Annotated in this window: 14 protein-coding genes; 2 read left to right on the top strand and 12 right to left on the bottom strand. The window is 69.0% G+C overall.

The features are described 5' to 3' along the window. The 12 genes from fabZ to rpsB form a co-directional block, all read right to left on the bottom strand. The gene (fabZ, locus tag V7026_RS00625) at positions 1-444 is read right to left on the bottom strand and encodes a 3-hydroxyacyl-ACP dehydratase FabZ (RefSeq protein ID WP_334153312.1); all 444 of its coding nucleotides are present in this window, start codon (positions 442-444) and stop codon (positions 1-3) included. Continuing rightward, on the bottom strand, positions 441-1511 hold the full coding sequence (lpxD, locus tag V7026_RS00630; RefSeq protein ID WP_334153313.1) for a UDP-3-O-(3-hydroxymyristoyl)glucosamine N-acyltransferase: 1071 nt from the start codon (positions 1509-1511) through the stop codon (positions 441-443). Before lpxD ends, fabZ begins: the two co-directional genes overlap by 4 nt. Beyond that, a complete protein-coding gene (locus V7026_RS00635; RefSeq protein WP_334153314.1) occupies positions 1508-2026 on the bottom strand; it encodes an OmpH family outer membrane protein in 519 nt (172 codons plus the stop codon). The genes lpxD and V7026_RS00635 overlap by 4 nt, the downstream gene beginning before the upstream one ends. Continuing rightward, complete coding sequence (gene bamA / locus V7026_RS00640) at positions 2026-4338, bottom strand: outer membrane protein assembly factor BamA (protein WP_334153315.1); 2313 nt, start codon at positions 4336-4338, stop codon at positions 2026-2028. The genes V7026_RS00635 and bamA overlap by 1 nt, the downstream gene beginning before the upstream one ends. Positions 4339-4359: 21 nt before the next feature. Continuing rightward, a complete protein-coding gene (rseP, locus tag V7026_RS00645; RefSeq protein WP_334153316.1) occupies positions 4360-5721 on the bottom strand; it encodes an RIP metalloprotease RseP in 1362 nt (453 codons plus the stop codon). A 38-nt stretch (positions 5722-5759) separates the two neighbouring features. Beyond that, complete coding sequence (locus tag V7026_RS00650) at positions 5760-6971, bottom strand: 1-deoxy-D-xylulose-5-phosphate reductoisomerase (RefSeq protein WP_334153317.1); 1212 nt, start codon at positions 6969-6971, stop codon at positions 5760-5762. A 67-nt stretch (positions 6972-7038) separates the two neighbouring features. Next, a complete protein-coding gene (locus V7026_RS00655; protein WP_334153318.1) occupies positions 7039-7878 on the bottom strand; it encodes a phosphatidate cytidylyltransferase in 840 nt (279 codons plus the stop codon). 35 nt (positions 7879-7913) lie between these two features. Beyond that, positions 7914-8669, bottom strand: a complete 756-nt coding sequence (uppS, locus tag V7026_RS00660) for a polyprenyl diphosphate synthase (RefSeq protein ID WP_334153319.1) — start codon at positions 8667-8669, stop codon at positions 7914-7916. Between the two features lie 10 nt (positions 8670-8679). Further along, a complete protein-coding gene (gene frr, locus V7026_RS00665; protein WP_334153320.1) occupies positions 8680-9243 on the bottom strand; it encodes a ribosome recycling factor in 564 nt (187 codons plus the stop codon). Between the two features lie 19 nt (positions 9244-9262). Then, positions 9263-9973, bottom strand: a complete 711-nt coding sequence (pyrH, locus tag V7026_RS00670) for a UMP kinase (RefSeq protein ID WP_334153321.1) — start codon at positions 9971-9973, stop codon at positions 9263-9265. Positions 9974-10101: 128 nt separating this feature from the next. Then, positions 10102-10998, bottom strand: coding sequence for a translation elongation factor Ts (tsf, locus tag V7026_RS00675; RefSeq protein ID WP_334153322.1), 897 nt, complete (start codon positions 10996-10998; stop codon positions 10102-10104). Between the two features lie 110 nt (positions 10999-11108). After that, positions 11109-11852, bottom strand: coding sequence for a 30S ribosomal protein S2 (gene rpsB / locus V7026_RS00680; protein ID WP_334153323.1), 744 nt, complete (start codon positions 11850-11852; stop codon positions 11109-11111). Between the two features lie 215 nt (positions 11853-12067). Between rpsB and V7026_RS00685 the strand changes: the two genes are divergently transcribed. Further along, complete coding sequence (locus V7026_RS00685) at positions 12068-13669, top strand: NAD(P)H-hydrate dehydratase (RefSeq protein WP_334153324.1); 1602 nt, start codon at positions 12068-12070, stop codon at positions 13667-13669. A 23-nt stretch (positions 13670-13692) separates the two neighbouring features. Further along, complete coding sequence (locus tag V7026_RS00690) at positions 13693-15348, top strand: acyl-CoA synthetase (protein WP_334153325.1); 1656 nt, start codon at positions 13693-13695, stop codon at positions 15346-15348. Position 15349: the final 1 nt, after the last annotated feature.

Raw genomic sequence — 15349 nt, forward strand, 5'->3', positions numbered from 1 at the left:
TCAGCCGGCGATGCGGCGCATCGTGCACATCAGCTCGGCCTCGCAGGCCACTTGATCGCCGACACGCGCCACGCCCTTGAACTTGAAGATGCCGGCCTTCATGCGCTCCAGCGTCACATCCATGACGAGCTGGTCGCCCGGCTCCACCGGGCGCTTGAAGCGCGCGCCATCGATGCCGGCGAAGTAGTACACCGTTTGCTCGTCCGGCGTCACCCCCAGCGTGTCGAACGCCAGCAGCGCCGCCGTCTGCGCCAGCGCCTCCAGCATCAGCACGCCCGGAAATACCGGCCGGTGCGGAAAGTGCCCGGTGAACACCGGCTCGTTGATGGAGACGTTCTTCAACGCGCGGATCGAGGCGCCTTTGTGCAGCTCCAGCACCCGGTCCACCAGCAGGATCGGGTAGCGGTGCGGCAGTTGCTTGAGAATTTGGTGGATGTCCATCATGAGGTCGTGCGTCGTTCCAGAGCCTTGAGGCGCTCGCGCAGCGCGTGCAGCTGGCGCAGCGTCGCGGCGTTCTTCTCCCAGGCGCGATTGTCGTCGATCGGAAAGATGCCGCTGTACTGCCCCGGCCGCAGGATCGAGCGCATCACCACCGACGCCGCCGAGATGTGCACGTGATCAGCAAGCTCCAGGTGACCGAGCACGATGGCCCCGCCGCCCAGCGTGCAAAAAGCCCCGATGCGCGCCGAGCCGGCGATGCCGACGCAGCCGGCCATCGCGGTGTGGCGGCCCACGTGCACGTTGTGGCCGATCTGGATCAGGTTGTCGAGCTTGACGCCGTCTTCCAGCACCGTGTCGCCGAGCGCGCCGCGGTCGATGCAGCAGTTGGCGCCAATCTCCACGTCGTCGCCGATGCGCACGGCGCCGAGCTGCTCGATCTTCTCCCAGCGGCGCCCCGACCCGTCGGGCAGCGGCACCGGCGCGAAACCGAAGCCGTCGGCGCCGATCACCGTGCCGCCGTGCACCAGGCCGCGCGCGCCGATGCGGCAGTCGTAGCCGAGCACAACGTGGGCCCCGAGCCGCGTGCCAGCCCCGACGTGCGCGCGCGCCTGCACCACCGCATGCGCGCCGAGCTCCGCACCCTCCTCGACCACCGCGCCGTCCTCCACCACCGCGAAGGGGCCGAGCCGCGCCGTCGGATGCACGCGCGCGCCCTGCGCCACCCAGGCAGTGGGGTGAACACCGGCCGGCGCCGGCCGCGGCTGCACGTGCTGGCGCCACCATTGGGTCAACCGGGCGAAAGTCCCGTAGGGGTCTGGGCTCTCCCAGCACGCCCAGCCGCCTGCGGGCGGCTCGGCGCGGGCCAGCACATCGGCCACCAAATCGGGCGGCGCGATCACCACTCCGGCCCGCGACCCAGCCAGCGCCGCGCGGTAACGCGGATGGGCGACGAAGGCTACCGCGTCCTCCCCGGCCTCGGCCAGAGGCGCGATGCGCACCACGACCCGATCGCCCGCGCCATGCAAAACGCCGCCCAGGGCGGCGTGCAGGTCGGACAGGCGAGCGCTCACTTGGCGTTGTTCAGCCCCGAAATCACCTTGTCGGTGATGTCGTGGCGCGGGGCGATATAGACCGCTTCCTGCAGGATCAGGTCGTACTTTTCGGTCTCGGCGATCTGCTTGATCACACGGTTGGCGCGCTCGATGACCTGTTGCAGCTCTTCGTTGCGGCGCTGGGCGAGATCCTCTTGGAACTCACGCCGGCGACGTTGAAAGTCGCGGTCCAGTTCGGCGAGCTGGCGCTGGCGCGTCGCGCGCTGGGATTCGGACAGCGTCGGCGCGTCTTTTTCGAGTTTTTCGGTCGCCTGGCGCAACTGGTTGCCTAGGGCGTCGATCTCGCGCTCCCGGCGGGAGAACTCCTGCTCCAGGCGGGTTTGGGCGGCCTTGGCTGCGTTGGAATCGCGCAGAATGCGCTCGGTGCTCACGAAGCCGATCTTGAGATCCTGGGCCAGCGCCACGGTGGAGGCAGCGGCGACGGCTGCCGCCAACACCCAGCGGGCGCCCCAGGTCCGGGTCATGTGTTTCATCAGAAAGCGGTACCGATCGAGAATTGGACGGTTTGCGTCTTGTCGCCAGTCTGCTTGCGCAGCGGCTTGGCGAAGGCGATTCTAAGCGGGCCGACCGGCGAGATCCAGCTCACGCCGATGCCGGAGGAAGCGCGCAGATCGGACAGGGAGAACTTCTGATCCGGCGCATAGACGTTGCCGACATCGAAAAAGCCGAACATACGCAAGGTGCGGTCGTTACCCGCGCCAGGGAAGGGCGTGATCAGCTCGGTGTTGAGCAGCACCATCTTGTTGCCGCCCAGATAGGCCTTGTCGGTGCTGTTGGTCAGCGCGCTCTGCAGGCCCAGCGTGCCCTGTTCGAAGCCACGCACCGAGCCTAGCCCCCCGCCGTAGAAGTGCTTGAACAGCGGCACCGGCTTGCCGCCCAGGCCCTTGGCCCAGCCGGCCTCTGCATTGAAAGCCAGGGTGAACTTGCGGTTCAGCGGGATGTACTGCTGGTATTGGGCGCTGGCTTTGACGTAGCGGGTGTCGCCGGCGATGCCCAATTCGCCGTTGATGCGCTTGAGGGCGCCCTGGGTGGGCACGAGTGCACTGTCGCGTTCGTCGCGCGCCCAGCCCACCGTCAGCGGCACCGACAGCGGCGCGTCACCGAAGCGCGCGATGAAGTCGTTGTAGGCCTCCGGCATGCGGTTGCCTGGCTCGATCTTCGTCTGCTCGATGCCGATGCCGAAGAACACCGTGTCGGTCTCGGTGAACGGTACGCCGAAGCGGATGCTCGCGCCCGGCGTCACCAGGCGGTAGTCGCCCTCCTGGGCATCGAACGGACGGGTCGTGCGGTAGTACACATCCAGCGTGCGCGAGATGCCGTCCTCGGTAAAGTACGGGTTGGTCGTGCTGAGCACGAACTGCCGGTTGAATTTGCTGGTGTTGACGTTGAGCCCGAGGTAGTTGCCCGTGCCAAAGACGTTTTCCTGTTGGATGCCAGCGAGCAGCGAGAGCTTTTCGGCCTGCGAGTAGCCAGCGCCTACCGTGAGGTTGCCGGTCGGCTTTTCGGTCACCGTCAGGACGAGGTCCACCTGATCCGGCGCGCCCGGCACCTCTTGGGTGTCGATGCGCACGTCGGTGAAAAAGCCCAAGCGGTCCACCCGGTCGCGCGACAGGCGAATTTTGTCGCTGTCGTACCAGGACGATTCGAGCTGGCGAAACTCGCGCCGGATGACTTCGTCGCGGGTGCGGTTGTTGCCTTCGATTTGGATGCGGCGCACATAAGCGCGCCGCGACGGCTGGCCGCGCAGCACGAGGGCGACGCGGTTGCGCTCGCGGTCGATCTCGGGCACGGCCTCAACGCGTGCAAACGCATAGCCGAACGCCCCGTAGTAGTCGGTGAAGGCCTTGACGGTCTCGGCCACCTGCTCGGCGTTGTAGGCCTGCCCGGGCTGGATGCGGACGAGTGACCGGAACTCGGCTTCCTTGCCCAGGTAGTCCCCTTCCAGCCGCACGGCGGACACGGCGTAGCGCTGGCCTTCGGTGATGTTGATGGTAAGCGTCAGCGTGGACTTGTCCGGCGACAGCGCCACCTGGGTGGAGTCGATGTTGAACTCCAGGTAGCCGCGCGTCAGGTAGTACGACCGCAGCGACTCTAGATCGGCATTGAGCTTGGCGCGCGAGTAACGGTCGCTCTTGGTGTACCAGCTCAGCCACCCGCCGGTGTCGAGGTCGAACAGATCCAGCAGCGTCTTTTCCGGGAAGGCCTGCGCGCCGACGATGCGGATCTCGCGGATCTTGGTGACGGCGCCCTCGACGACATTGAAGTTGAGGTTGACGCGGTTGCGCTCGATCGGCGTGACGGTGGTGGTGACCTGCACCGCGTACATGCTGCGGTTGAGGTATTGGCGCTTGAGCTCCTGCTCGGCGCGGTCGGCCAGCGCCCGGTCGAACGGCCGCCCCTCGGTCAGCCCGATGTCGCGCAGCGCCTTGCGCAGCACCTCGTTGTCAAACTCCTTGACCCCCGTGAAGCTGACGTCGGCCACCGTCGGGCGCTCCTCGACGATGACGACCAGCACGTCGCCATCCACCTGCAGGCGCACATCCGAAAACAGCCCCAAACCGAACAGCGCGCGGATCGCCGCGGCGCCCTGCTCGTCCGAGTAGGTGTCGCCCACGCGGAAAGGCAGCGAAGCGAACACCGTACCGGGCTCGACCCGTTGCAGGCCTTCGACTCGAATGTCGCGGACGGTGAAGGGGTTGACGGCCCAGGCCGGCAGGGCGGTGGCCAGCGTCGCCAGCAGGACGCCGGCGCGCACGCGCCAGGAGCGCTCGTGAGAAGGTTTCATGCGGTGCGGGTCTGCCCGGGGTCAGCCGAGCAATCGGGCAAGATCGTTGAAGATGGCCAGCGACATCAGGGCGACGAGCAAGGCCACGCCCCCTCGCTGCAGCCGGTCCATCCACACCTCGGACAGCGGCCGGCCGGCCACCGCCTCCCAAAGATAATACATCAGGTGCCCCCCATCCAAGACGGGCAGCGGTAGCAGGTTGAGCACGCCCAGGCTGACGCTCACCAAGGCCAAAAACGTCAGAAACGGGATCCAGCCCAGGCTGGCGGACTGCCCGGCGTAGTCGGCAATCGTCAGGGGGCCGCTCAGGTTGCGCAGCGAGGCCTCGCCGATCAGCATCTTGCCCAGCATCTGCAACGACAGGATGGACACCTCCCAGGTGCGGCGCAGCCCCTCGCCCAGGGCGTCCACGACGCCGTGCTCGACCACCGTCATCGCAGGGGTCGCGCCGACCATGGCACCGACCCGGCCGACCCAGGCGTCGCCCTGCGGCTGCGGACGCGGCGTGACCACCACCTCCTGTACCGACCCGTCCCGCTCGACGCGCCAGCGCTGGGGCCGGGCCTGGCCGCGCTCGTCCACGGCGGCGCGGATGCGCGCGCGCAGTTGCTGGGCATCGACGATGGCCTCGCCATCGACCGCCAGCACGCGATCGCCCGCTCGCAGGCCCGCTGCGGCGGCCGCGCCATCCGGCATCACCTCGCCAAGTTGCGGTGCCGACCACGGGGCCACGATGCCGATGCGCTCGAACAGTTGGGCGTCGACATCGCGGACCTCCAGCGCGGACAGGGGCAGCGTGACCTCCCGCCCCGGGGACTGCGATCCGTCGCCGAGCCAAAGTCGCAGATCCTGCCCCTCCAACGCCGCCTGTGTCAGCCGCCAGCGCAATTCGTCGAAGGACCGCACCGGCTGCGGGGCCTGGTCGGCCGTCGCCGCAGCGCTCACCCATTCGCCGCCGCGGATGCCGGCCCGCTCGGCCAGCGAAGCCGCGGTCGGGCTGGCGAGCACGGGCTGCGCCTGCGGTATCCCCCACCACGCCACGAAGGCATAGAGCGCGACTGCCAACAACAAATTGGCGGCCGGCCCCGCCGCCACGATGGCTGCTCGGCGACGCAGCGGCTGCGCGTTGAAGGCCAGGTGCCGCTGCGCGGCCGCCACCGGCGCCTCCCGCTCGTCGAGCATGCGCACGTAGCCGCCCAGCGGCAGGGCCGCCACGACGAATTCGGTACCCCGGCGGTTGCGCCACGTCAACAGCGGCCGGCCCAAGCCGATCGAAAACCGCAGCACCGGCACCCCGCAGGCTACCGCCATGCGGTAGTGCCCCCACTCGTGAACGGCGATCAGGACGGCGATCGCGACCAGAAACGACAAAACGGTGATCATCGGGTGCCTTCCATGGGGTCGCGCGGGCGGTCAGGCACTCAGCCCCGCGCCAGCCCCCGAACGCGCTCGCCGGCCCGCGCCCGCGCCTCGCGGTCGATGGCCAGCAGATCGTCCAGCGACCCCGGTTTGGAGGGGACGAAGGCCTCCAGCGTTCCGCGGTTGACCGCGTGGATGTGGTCAAAGCGCAGCCGCCCGGACAAGAAGGCATCGACCGCCACCTCGTTGGCTGCATTGAGCACGGCGGTCGTGCCAATTGGGGCGCGCAACGCCTCCCAGGCCAGGAACAGGCCGGGAAAGCGCCGCGGGTCGGGCGGCTCGAAGGTCAACGCCCCCAGGGTCGCAAAATCGAGCGGCTCGGCCCCCGAGGCGATGCGCTCTGGCCAGCTCAGCCCGTAGGCGATGGGCACGCGCATGTCCGGTGTCCCAAGCTGCGCCACGACGGAGCGGTCCCGGTACTGAACCATCGAGTGCACCACGCTCTGCGGATGGATCACCACGTCGATCTGCTCCGGCGCAAAGCCGAACAGGTAGCGCGCCTCGATGACTTCCAACGCCTTGTTCATCATCGTCGCCGAATCGACCGAAATCTTGCGCCCCATGACCCAGTTGGGGTGGGCGCAGGCCTCCTGCGGCGTGACGGTGGCCAGCGTCGCAGGATCGCGCTGCCGAAACGGCCCGCCCGAGGCGGTCAGCACGATTTTCTCGACCCGCGCGGCCCAGGTCTCGGGGTCCTCGGGCAGGGCCTGGAAGATGGCGGAATGCTCGCTGTCGATGGGCAGCAAGCGTGCTCCGCCGGCGCGCACGGCGGCCAGAAATACCTCGCCGCCGACGACCAGCGCCTCTTTGTTGGCCAGCAGCAAGCGCTTGCCCGCATGGGCCGCCGCCAGACAGGGGGCAAGCCCCGCCGCGCCGACGATGGCCGCCATAACGGTATCCACCTCGGGGTGCGCGGCCAGCTCGGTCAGCCCGGCGGGCCCGCCCAGGGCCTGTGTGGGCAGGCCGCGTTGGCGCAGACCGGTCGCCAGTTCGTCACGCCGCGACGCGCCGATCACCGCCCAGCGGGGGCGGAAGCGTTCGCACAACGCCAGCAGCGCATCGACCTGCCGCTCGGCACTCAGGGCCACCACCTCGAAGCGATCCGGATGGCGGGCCACCACATCGAGCGTGCTGGTACCGATCGAGCCCGTCGCGCCGAGCACCGCGATGCGCTGGCGGGGGGACGAGGCCTCGGTGGGGATGACGGAGGTCATGCGGAACGATCCAAGGGGCCGAACACGAAGGACGTTGGGGGCGGATTGGGGTTGGAACGGGGTCGGGTCACGCCGCGCCCGCCAGCAGCGCCATCACCGCCGGCAACACCGGCAGCAGCGCATCGACGCGGTCGAGCACCCCCCCATGACCGGGCAGCAGCGCGCTGGAATCCTTGACCCCGGCGCTGCGCTTGACGAGCGATTCGAACAGATCTCCGGCGACGCTGGCGGCCGTCAACAGCAACAGCGCCGGAATCGCCACCACCATCCCCCGCTCAACCAGGATGGGGTACAGCGCCTGTGTCGCCGGCGCCCAAACGCCAGCCACGGCCGTCCAGGCGCAGGCCAGCACCAGGACGGCCAGCGTTCCGCTGACGACCCCCTCCCAGCTCTTGCCCGGACTGATGCGCGGGGCGAGTTTGCGCCGACCAAACGCCTTGCCGCCAAAGTACGCCGCGATGTCCGCCACCCACACCAGCAGCAGTGCACTCAGCAGCACACCCAGGCCGCGGGCGTGCAGGCTGACGAGCGCCCACCACGCGCCCGCCAGCGCCAACCAGCCGAAGGGCAGCCGCAGCGCAACGGGCCAACGCCCCCAGGCCTCCACCCCTTGCCGCAACGCCAGCACCAGCACGGCGGCCCACAGCGCGGTGATGCCCCACCAGACCATCGCCGGCCAGGGCGCATCGCCCCACGCCCCCCACGCCAACCCGAGCACGCCCATCAGCCCCAGACCGCTGACGAGGGCCCCCTTGGGGCCACAGCCGTTCAGCCGGGACCACTCCCATCCGGCCGCCCCCATCAACACGCCGGTGACGGCCGCAAACGGCAGCGGCCCGGCATACACCATCGCGGGCAACAGCACCAGCAGCAGCGCCACTGCCGTGATCACGCGTTGCAGCAACATGGGGCGTCTTGTCGTGCCGTGCGGGTGGCCAGACCTCAGGCCGCGCGCGAAGCCTGCACCTGCTCAGGGGTGCGCCCAAAGCGCCGCTGGCGCTGCGCATACGCCGCCAAGGCGCGGTCGTACTCCGGCTCGTCAAAGTCGGGCCAGAGGCGGTCGGTGAAAAACAGCTCGCTGTAGGCGATCTGCCAGAGCAGAAAATTGCTGATGCGCTGCTCCCCCCCCGTGCGGATCACCAAATCCGGATCCGGCACATGGGCCAAGGCCAGGTTTGCCGACAGGGAGGATTCCGTGATCGGCTCGCCGTGCGCTGCCAGCACCTGCGCGGCCTGCACGATGTCCCACCGCCCACCGTAGTTGAAGCACACATTGAGCACCAGCCGATCGTTGCCGGCCGTGCGGCGCTCGGCCTCGGCGATACCGTCCACCAACGCGGAAGGCAGCCCTTCGGGCGAACCGGGCACATGCAGCCGCACCCCGGCCTCTTCCAACCGGGGAACCTCATCCATCAGGGCCTGGACCATCAGGCGCAGAATCGCGCCGACCTCGTCCTGGGGACGATTCCAGTTTTCCGACGAGAACGCGAACACCGTCAGCACCCGGACACCGCGCTGCACGCTCCAGCCGATGACGCGGCGCAGCGTCCCCATACCCGCGCGGTGTCCGGCCACGCGGGGCAGCAGCCGCTGGCGTGCCCAGCGGCCATTGCCGTCCATGACGATGGCCACGTGGTGCGGCACCCGACCCGCGACGTCGGGGACGGCGCCAGGGGCCGCATCGGGGGTGACGGACATGCAGCCCGCCTCAGATGGCCATGATGTCGGCTTCCTTGGCCGCCACCATCTTGTCGACCTCGGCGATCATGCGGTCGGTCAGCTTTTGGATGTCGTCCTGTGCGCGGCGCTCGTCGTCCTCGGAGGCGAGCTTGTCCTTGACCAGACGCTTGACGTGCTCGTTGGCGTCGCGGCGCAGGTTGCGGATCGCCACCTTGGCGTGCTCGCCCTCGGCCTTGACGACCTTGGTCAGCTCGCGGCGGCGCTCCTCGGTCATCGGCGGGATCGGCACGCGGATCAGGTCGCCGTGCGAGGCGGGATTGAGCCCCAGGTCGGACTCGCGGATCGCCTTCTCGATCTTGGCGCCCATCCCCTTTTCCCACGGCGCCACGCCGATGGTGCGCGCATCCAGCAGCGACAGGTTGGCCACCTGGCTGATCGGCAGCATGCTGCCGTAATACTCGACCTGCACGGTGTCCAGCAACGCCGGGTTGGCGCGACCGGTGCGCACCTTGGCCAGGCCGCTGCGCAGCGCCTCCAGCGACTGCTGCATCTTTTGTTCGGCGGTTTTCTTGATGTCGGGGATGCTGCTCATCGAATGGCCTCTCGTTGTCTCAAACGTGCACCAGCGTGCCCTCGTCCTCGCCCTGCACCACGCGCTTGAGCGCGCCGGGCTTGAAGATCGAGAACACGCGCACCGGCAGGTTCTGGTCGCGGCACAGCGCAAAGGCCGTCGCGTCCATCACCTGCAGTTGGCGCACCATGGCTTCGTCGAAGCTGATGCGCTGGTAGCGGGTGGCGTTCGGGTCTTTTTTGGGGTCGGCGGTGTAGACACCGTCCACCTTGGTGGCCTTGAGCACGATCTCGGCGCCGATTTCGGCGCCGCGCAGGGCCGCGGCGGTGTCGGTGGTGAAGAAGGGGTTGCCGGTGCCGGCGGCGAAGACCACCACCTTGCCCTCTTCCAGATACTGCAGCGCCTTGGGACGCACATAGGGCTCGACCACCTGGTCGATCGCGATGGCCGACATGACGCGCGCCTTGGTGCCGCTGCGATCCAGCGCGTCGCCAATGGCCAGCGCATTCATGACCGTGGCCAGCATGCCCATGTAATCGGCCGTGGCACGGTGCATGCCCACCGCCCCGCCGGCGACGCCGCGGAACAGGTTGCCACCGCCGATCACGATGGCCACCTGCACGCCCAGGCGGCTGACCTCGGTGACCTCGGCTACGATGCGCTCGATCGTTCCGCGGTGGATGCCGAAGGCCTCATCGCCCATCAGGGCTTCACCGGAGAGCTTGAGGAGGATGCGCTGCAAAGCGGGCATGGCGGGTCTCGTTACCTTTTGAGAATTGTACGGGGGACAGGGTACCGGGGACGGGTTGCGACGAGGCAGGCTGCAAAAACGGCCGACCCCTGGGCAGGAGCCGGCCGTCTGGAAAGGGGAAACGTTGGTCAGGCCTTTTGCGCCGCGGCGACCTGGGCCGCCACTTCGGCCGCGAAGTCGTCCTGCTTCTTCTCGATGCCCTCACCCACCACGTACAGCGTGAAGGCCTTGACGGCGGTGTTGGTGCCCTTGAGGTACTGGGCCACGGTCTGCTTGCCATCGGCGGCCTTGACGAACACCTGATCCAGCAGGGACACTTCCTTGAGGTACTTCTGGACGGCGCCCTCCACCATCTTGGCGATGATGTCGGCGGGCTTGCCCGACTCGGCGGCCTTTTGTTCGGCGATCGAGCGCTCCTTGGCCACCAGCTCGGCCGGCACGTCGGCCGACGAGGTCGCCACCGGCTTCATCGCGGCGATGTGCATGGCCACGTCTTTGGCCGCCACGGCATCGCCGTCGAACTCGACCATCACACCGATGCGCACACCGTGCAGGTAGGCGGCCAGTTGACCGCCGCCGGCGTAGCGCTTGAAGCGGCGGATCGTCATGTTCTCGCCGATCTTGCCGATGAGACCCTTGCGCACGTCCTCGACGGTCGGCCCAAATCCTTCCATCGACAACGGCAGGGCGGACAGCGCCGCCACGTCGGCCGGATCGTTCTCGGCCACCAGCTTGGCCAGCGCCGCGCAGAAGCCGGCGAACAGCTCGTTCTTGGACACGAAGTCTGTCTCGCAGTTGACCTCGATCAGCGCGCCGGTGTTGCCAGCGATGTGCGAGGCGACCACGCCTTCGGCGGTGATGCGGCTGGCGGCCTTGCCGGCCTTGTTGCCCAGCTTGACGCGCAGGATTTCCTCGGCCTTCTCCATGTTGCCGTCGGCCTCGGTCAGGGCCTTCTTGCACTCCATCATTGGGGCGTCGGTCTTGGCGCGGAGTTCCGCGACCATGCTAGCGGTGATAGCTGCCATCGTATTGCTCCTGTGGGCGGCGCGCGCCGCCCGAATGTAATCTCGGGGATGTGTCCACACGGTGACAAAAAAGGGGCACGCAGCCCCTTCGTTCACCGCGCGGCTGCGGCTCAGGCTTCCTCGACCTCGACGAACTCGTCGTCACCGGCGCGCGCAGCCTGCACGGCGTTGTTCACGGCGGCGTTGCGGCCTTCCAGCACGGCATCGGCAATGCCGCGGGCATAGATGGCGACCGCCTTGGCGGAGTCGTCGTTGCCCGGGATCACGTAATCGATGCCTTCCGGCGAGTGGTTGGTGTCCACCACGCCGATCACGGGGATGCCCAGCTTCTTGGCTTCGGCCACGGCGATCTTGTGGTAGCCGACGTCGATCACGAAGATCGCATCCGGCAGCGCCGTCATGTCCTGGATGCCGCCGATGTCCTTCTCGAGCTTTTCGATCTCGCGGTTGAACAGCAGTTGCTCTTTCTTGGACATGCTGTCCAGACCGGCTTCTTTTTGGGCCTGCATGTCCTTCAGGCGCTTGATGGAGGCCTTGACCGTCTTGAAGTTGGTCAGCATGCCGCCCAGCCAGCGCTGCTCGACGTACGGCATACCGGCGCGGCGCGCCTCGGCCGCCACCAGATCACGCGACTGGCGCTTGGTGCCCACCATCAGCACCGTGCCGCCATTGGCGGTGAGCTGACGCACAAATTTGCGGGCTTCCTCGAACAGCGGAACCGTCTTTTCGAGGTTGATGATGTGAATCTTGTTGCGATGGCCGAAAATGAAAGGGGCCATCTTGGGGTTCCAGAAGCGCGTCTGGTGCCCGAAGTGGACACCGGCTTCCAGCATTTCGCGCATGGAAATGGACATGATCGTCTTTCGTTCCTGAGGTTGGGTCTAAAGCCGGCCCGGATCGGCTGGCGGGATACCCCGCCACGACCGACACCTGGAAGGACCGTCTCGCGATTGGTTTTGCACACGTCCCCGGCGAGAGGCGCGATTTGCAAAACCTGAGGATTATAGCCCGACGCCGGGTCCGCCGCCCGACTGCTCTGTCAGACCCATCCCCCCTATACTGCGGGCGCATGGAGCGCATCGTACCCATCGGCGACGGCACCGAGGTCGCGGCGCCGGGCGCGGCCCGCCGCTGGCCGCTGTACGGCAGCGCCGCGTCGCGGGCGATCGAGCGGCAGGCCGCCGAGGGACTGCCCCCGCACGCGCTGATGCAACGCGCTGGCCAGGCGGTGACGCGGCTAGCGCGCGCTTGGCACCCCCACGCACGGCGCGTGCTGGTGGTCACGGGGGGCGGGAACAACGGCGGGGACGGGTGGCTGGCCGCCGCCCTGCTGCAGCGCCATCTGCGCGGCATCCCAGGCGCCAGCGTGCAGGTCTGGCCGCTGGGCCCCACCGCCCGAATGCCGGACGATGCCCGCTGGGCGTGGGCCGAGGCCCGCGCCGCCGGGGTCGACGTGATCGAAGCCCCCACCCCGCCGGCCACGCCGGCCACGCCGGCCGATTTGATCATCGACGCGGTCTTTGGCCTGGGGCTGTCGCGCCCCGTGGACGGCCCGGCGCGGGATGCCCTGCGCTGGTTGCACGGCTGCCCAGTGCCCACCCTGTGTGTGGACCTGCCCAGCGGGCTGGATGCGGATACCGGGCACTGGTGGATCGATGCGCCGCCGCAGCCCGGCGGGCCCCGCATCACCCTGTCGCTGCTGACGCTCAAATCCGGGTTGTTCACGGGGCTGGGCCGCGCTTGTGCGGGCGAGGCGATCTGGTTTGACGACCTGGGCGTGGCCCCGGCCCCGCAGCACGCCCCCGATGCCTGGCTGGCGACGCCCTCCCGCTGGCCCGATGTGCCGGCATTGCGCCGGGCGCACGCCAGCCACAAAGGCAGCCGGGGGGACGTCGTCGTGGTGGGCGGCCAGTTGCCGAGCGCCAGCGACGGCGTCGGCATGGCCGGTGCCGCAGTGCTGGCGGCGCGCGCCGCCTTGCGCGCGGGTGCTGGACGGGTGTACGTGGGGCTGCTGAATGGCGAAGCCACCCTGCCGCCGTGGGATGGCGGTCAACCCGCGCTGATGCTGCGCACCGCCCAGGCCGTGCTGGCATCCGCGCTGCCGGAGCAGGCGGTGGTGGTGGCCGGCTGCGGCGGCGGCGCATCGATGGCCGAGGTGCTGCCCGCGCTGCTGGCCCGCGCGCCGCGTCTGGTGCTCGACGCCGACGCGCTCAACGCCCTTGGCCCCGCGGCACGCGAGGGCGCCCGCAGCCCGGCGGCACCCGGCGACCCCTGGGCGCTTCGGCGTGCCGCGGGCTGGCGCACCGTCCTGACCCCCCACCCGCTGGAGGCCGCCCGTCTGCTCGGCACCGATGTGGCAGGCGTGCAGGCCGACCGATTGGGCGCGGCCCGGGCACTGGCGCACCGGCTCGGCGCCACGATCGTGCTCAAGGGCAGCGGGACGGTCATCGCCGCGCCGGACGGGGCCCCCATCGTCAATGCCAGTGGCGACGGCCTGCTGGCCAGCGCGGGCACCGGGGATGTGCTGGCGGGCCTGATCGGGGCCCGGCTGGCTCACGGTGACGCGAACGACCTGCCCGCCGCCATCGCCGAGGCGGTGGCCGCCCACGGCCGGCTGACCCAGCGCTGGACGGGCGCATGGCCCCCAACCGCCACCGATCTGCTCGACTGAACGACACCCGGAGACGCCACACCATGCCCATCGACGACCGTAACCTGCCCCGCTGCGAGGCCAACCATGTGCCGCTGACGCCGCTGTCATTCCTGGATCGCACGGCGGAGCTGTATCCCGATCGGCTGGCCATCGTGCACGGGCTGGGCGAGACGGCGCTGCGCCAGACCTGGAACGAGACGCGCATCCGCTGCCGCCGGCTGGCCAGCGCCCTGCGCCAAACCGGCATCGACCGCCAGGACACGGTGGCGGCCCTGCTGCCCAACACGCCGCCCATGGTCGAAGCCCACTTTGGCGTGCCGATGGCGGGCGCGGTGCTCAACACCCTCAACACCCGCCTGGACCCGGAAGCCATCGCCTTCATGCTCGACCACGGCGAGGCGCGCGCGGTGCTGGTCGACCCGGAGTTTGCCGCGCTGCTGGCGCGCGCCCTGCCCTTGCGCCAACGGAGCGATCCGCTGTTGGTGATCCAGACGCAGGACGCGGGGTTTGGCGCGCCGACGGCTGTACTGGAGGCCGTGGACTACGAGGCCTTCCTGGCCGGGGGCGACCCGGACTTTGCGGGGGTGGTGCCGCTCGACGAGTGGGATGCGATCGCCCTCAACTACACCAGCGGCACCACGGGCAACCCCAAGGGCGTGCTCTACCACCACCGGGGGGCGGCGCTCAATGCGCTGTCCAACATCCTGGAGTGGGACATGCCCAAGCACCCCGTCTATTTGTGGACGCTGCCGCTGTTTCACTGCAATGGCTGGTGCTTCCCCTGGACGCTGGCGGCGCGCGCAGGCGTCAACGTCTGCCTGCGCCGCGTGGAGGCGGCGACGGTATTCGACCTGATGCGGGCGCACGGCGTGACCCATTACTGCGGCGCACCGATCGTGCACGCCATGCTGGCCAACGCCCCCGAGGCGCTCAAAGCCGGGCTGCAGCGCGGCATCCGGGGCATGGTCGCCGCATCGGCGCCCCCGGCGGCCTTGCTGGAAGCGATGGAGAGCATGGGCATCGAGCTGACCCACGTGTACGGCCTGACCGAGGTGTATGGCCCCGCCACCGTCTGCGCACCGCAGGCGGGCTGGGCCGAGCTGCCCGTCGAGGAGCGGGCCCGCCTGAACGCGCGCCAAGGCGTGCGCTACCACCTGCAGCACGAGGCGCGCGTGCTCGATCCGGACACCCTGCAGCCCGTGCCCTGGGACGGTGAAACCATGGGCGAAATCATGTTCCGCGGCAACATCGTCATGAAGGGCTATCTCAAGAACCCGCAGGCGACGGCACAAGCCTTCGCGGGCGGCTGGTTCCACACGGGCGATCTGGCGGTGCAGTACCCGGACGGCTACATCAAGATCAAGGATCGCAGCAAGGACATCATCATCTCGGGCGGCGAGAATATCTCGTCCATCGAGGTGGAGGACGTGCTCTACCGCCACCCCGCGGTGCAGGCGGCGGCCGTCGTGGCCAAGCCCGATCCCCGCTGGGGCGAGACGCCCTGCGCTTTCGTCGAGCTCAAGGACGGCGCCGATGTCACGGCCGAGGCCATCATCGCGCACTGCCGAGCGCATCTGGCCGGCTTCAAGGTCCCGCGGGCAGTGGTGTTTGGCGAACTGCCCAAGACCAGCACCGGCAAGATCCAGAAATTCGAGCTGCGCAAGCGGGCCGGGTCGGTGCAGGCGATCGACGTCTGAA

It is taken from the genome of Tepidimonas sp. (genome assembly GCF_036825565.1).
In the GTDB taxonomy this organism is placed as follows: Bacteria; Pseudomonadota; Gammaproteobacteria; order Burkholderiales; family Burkholderiaceae_C; genus Tepidimonas.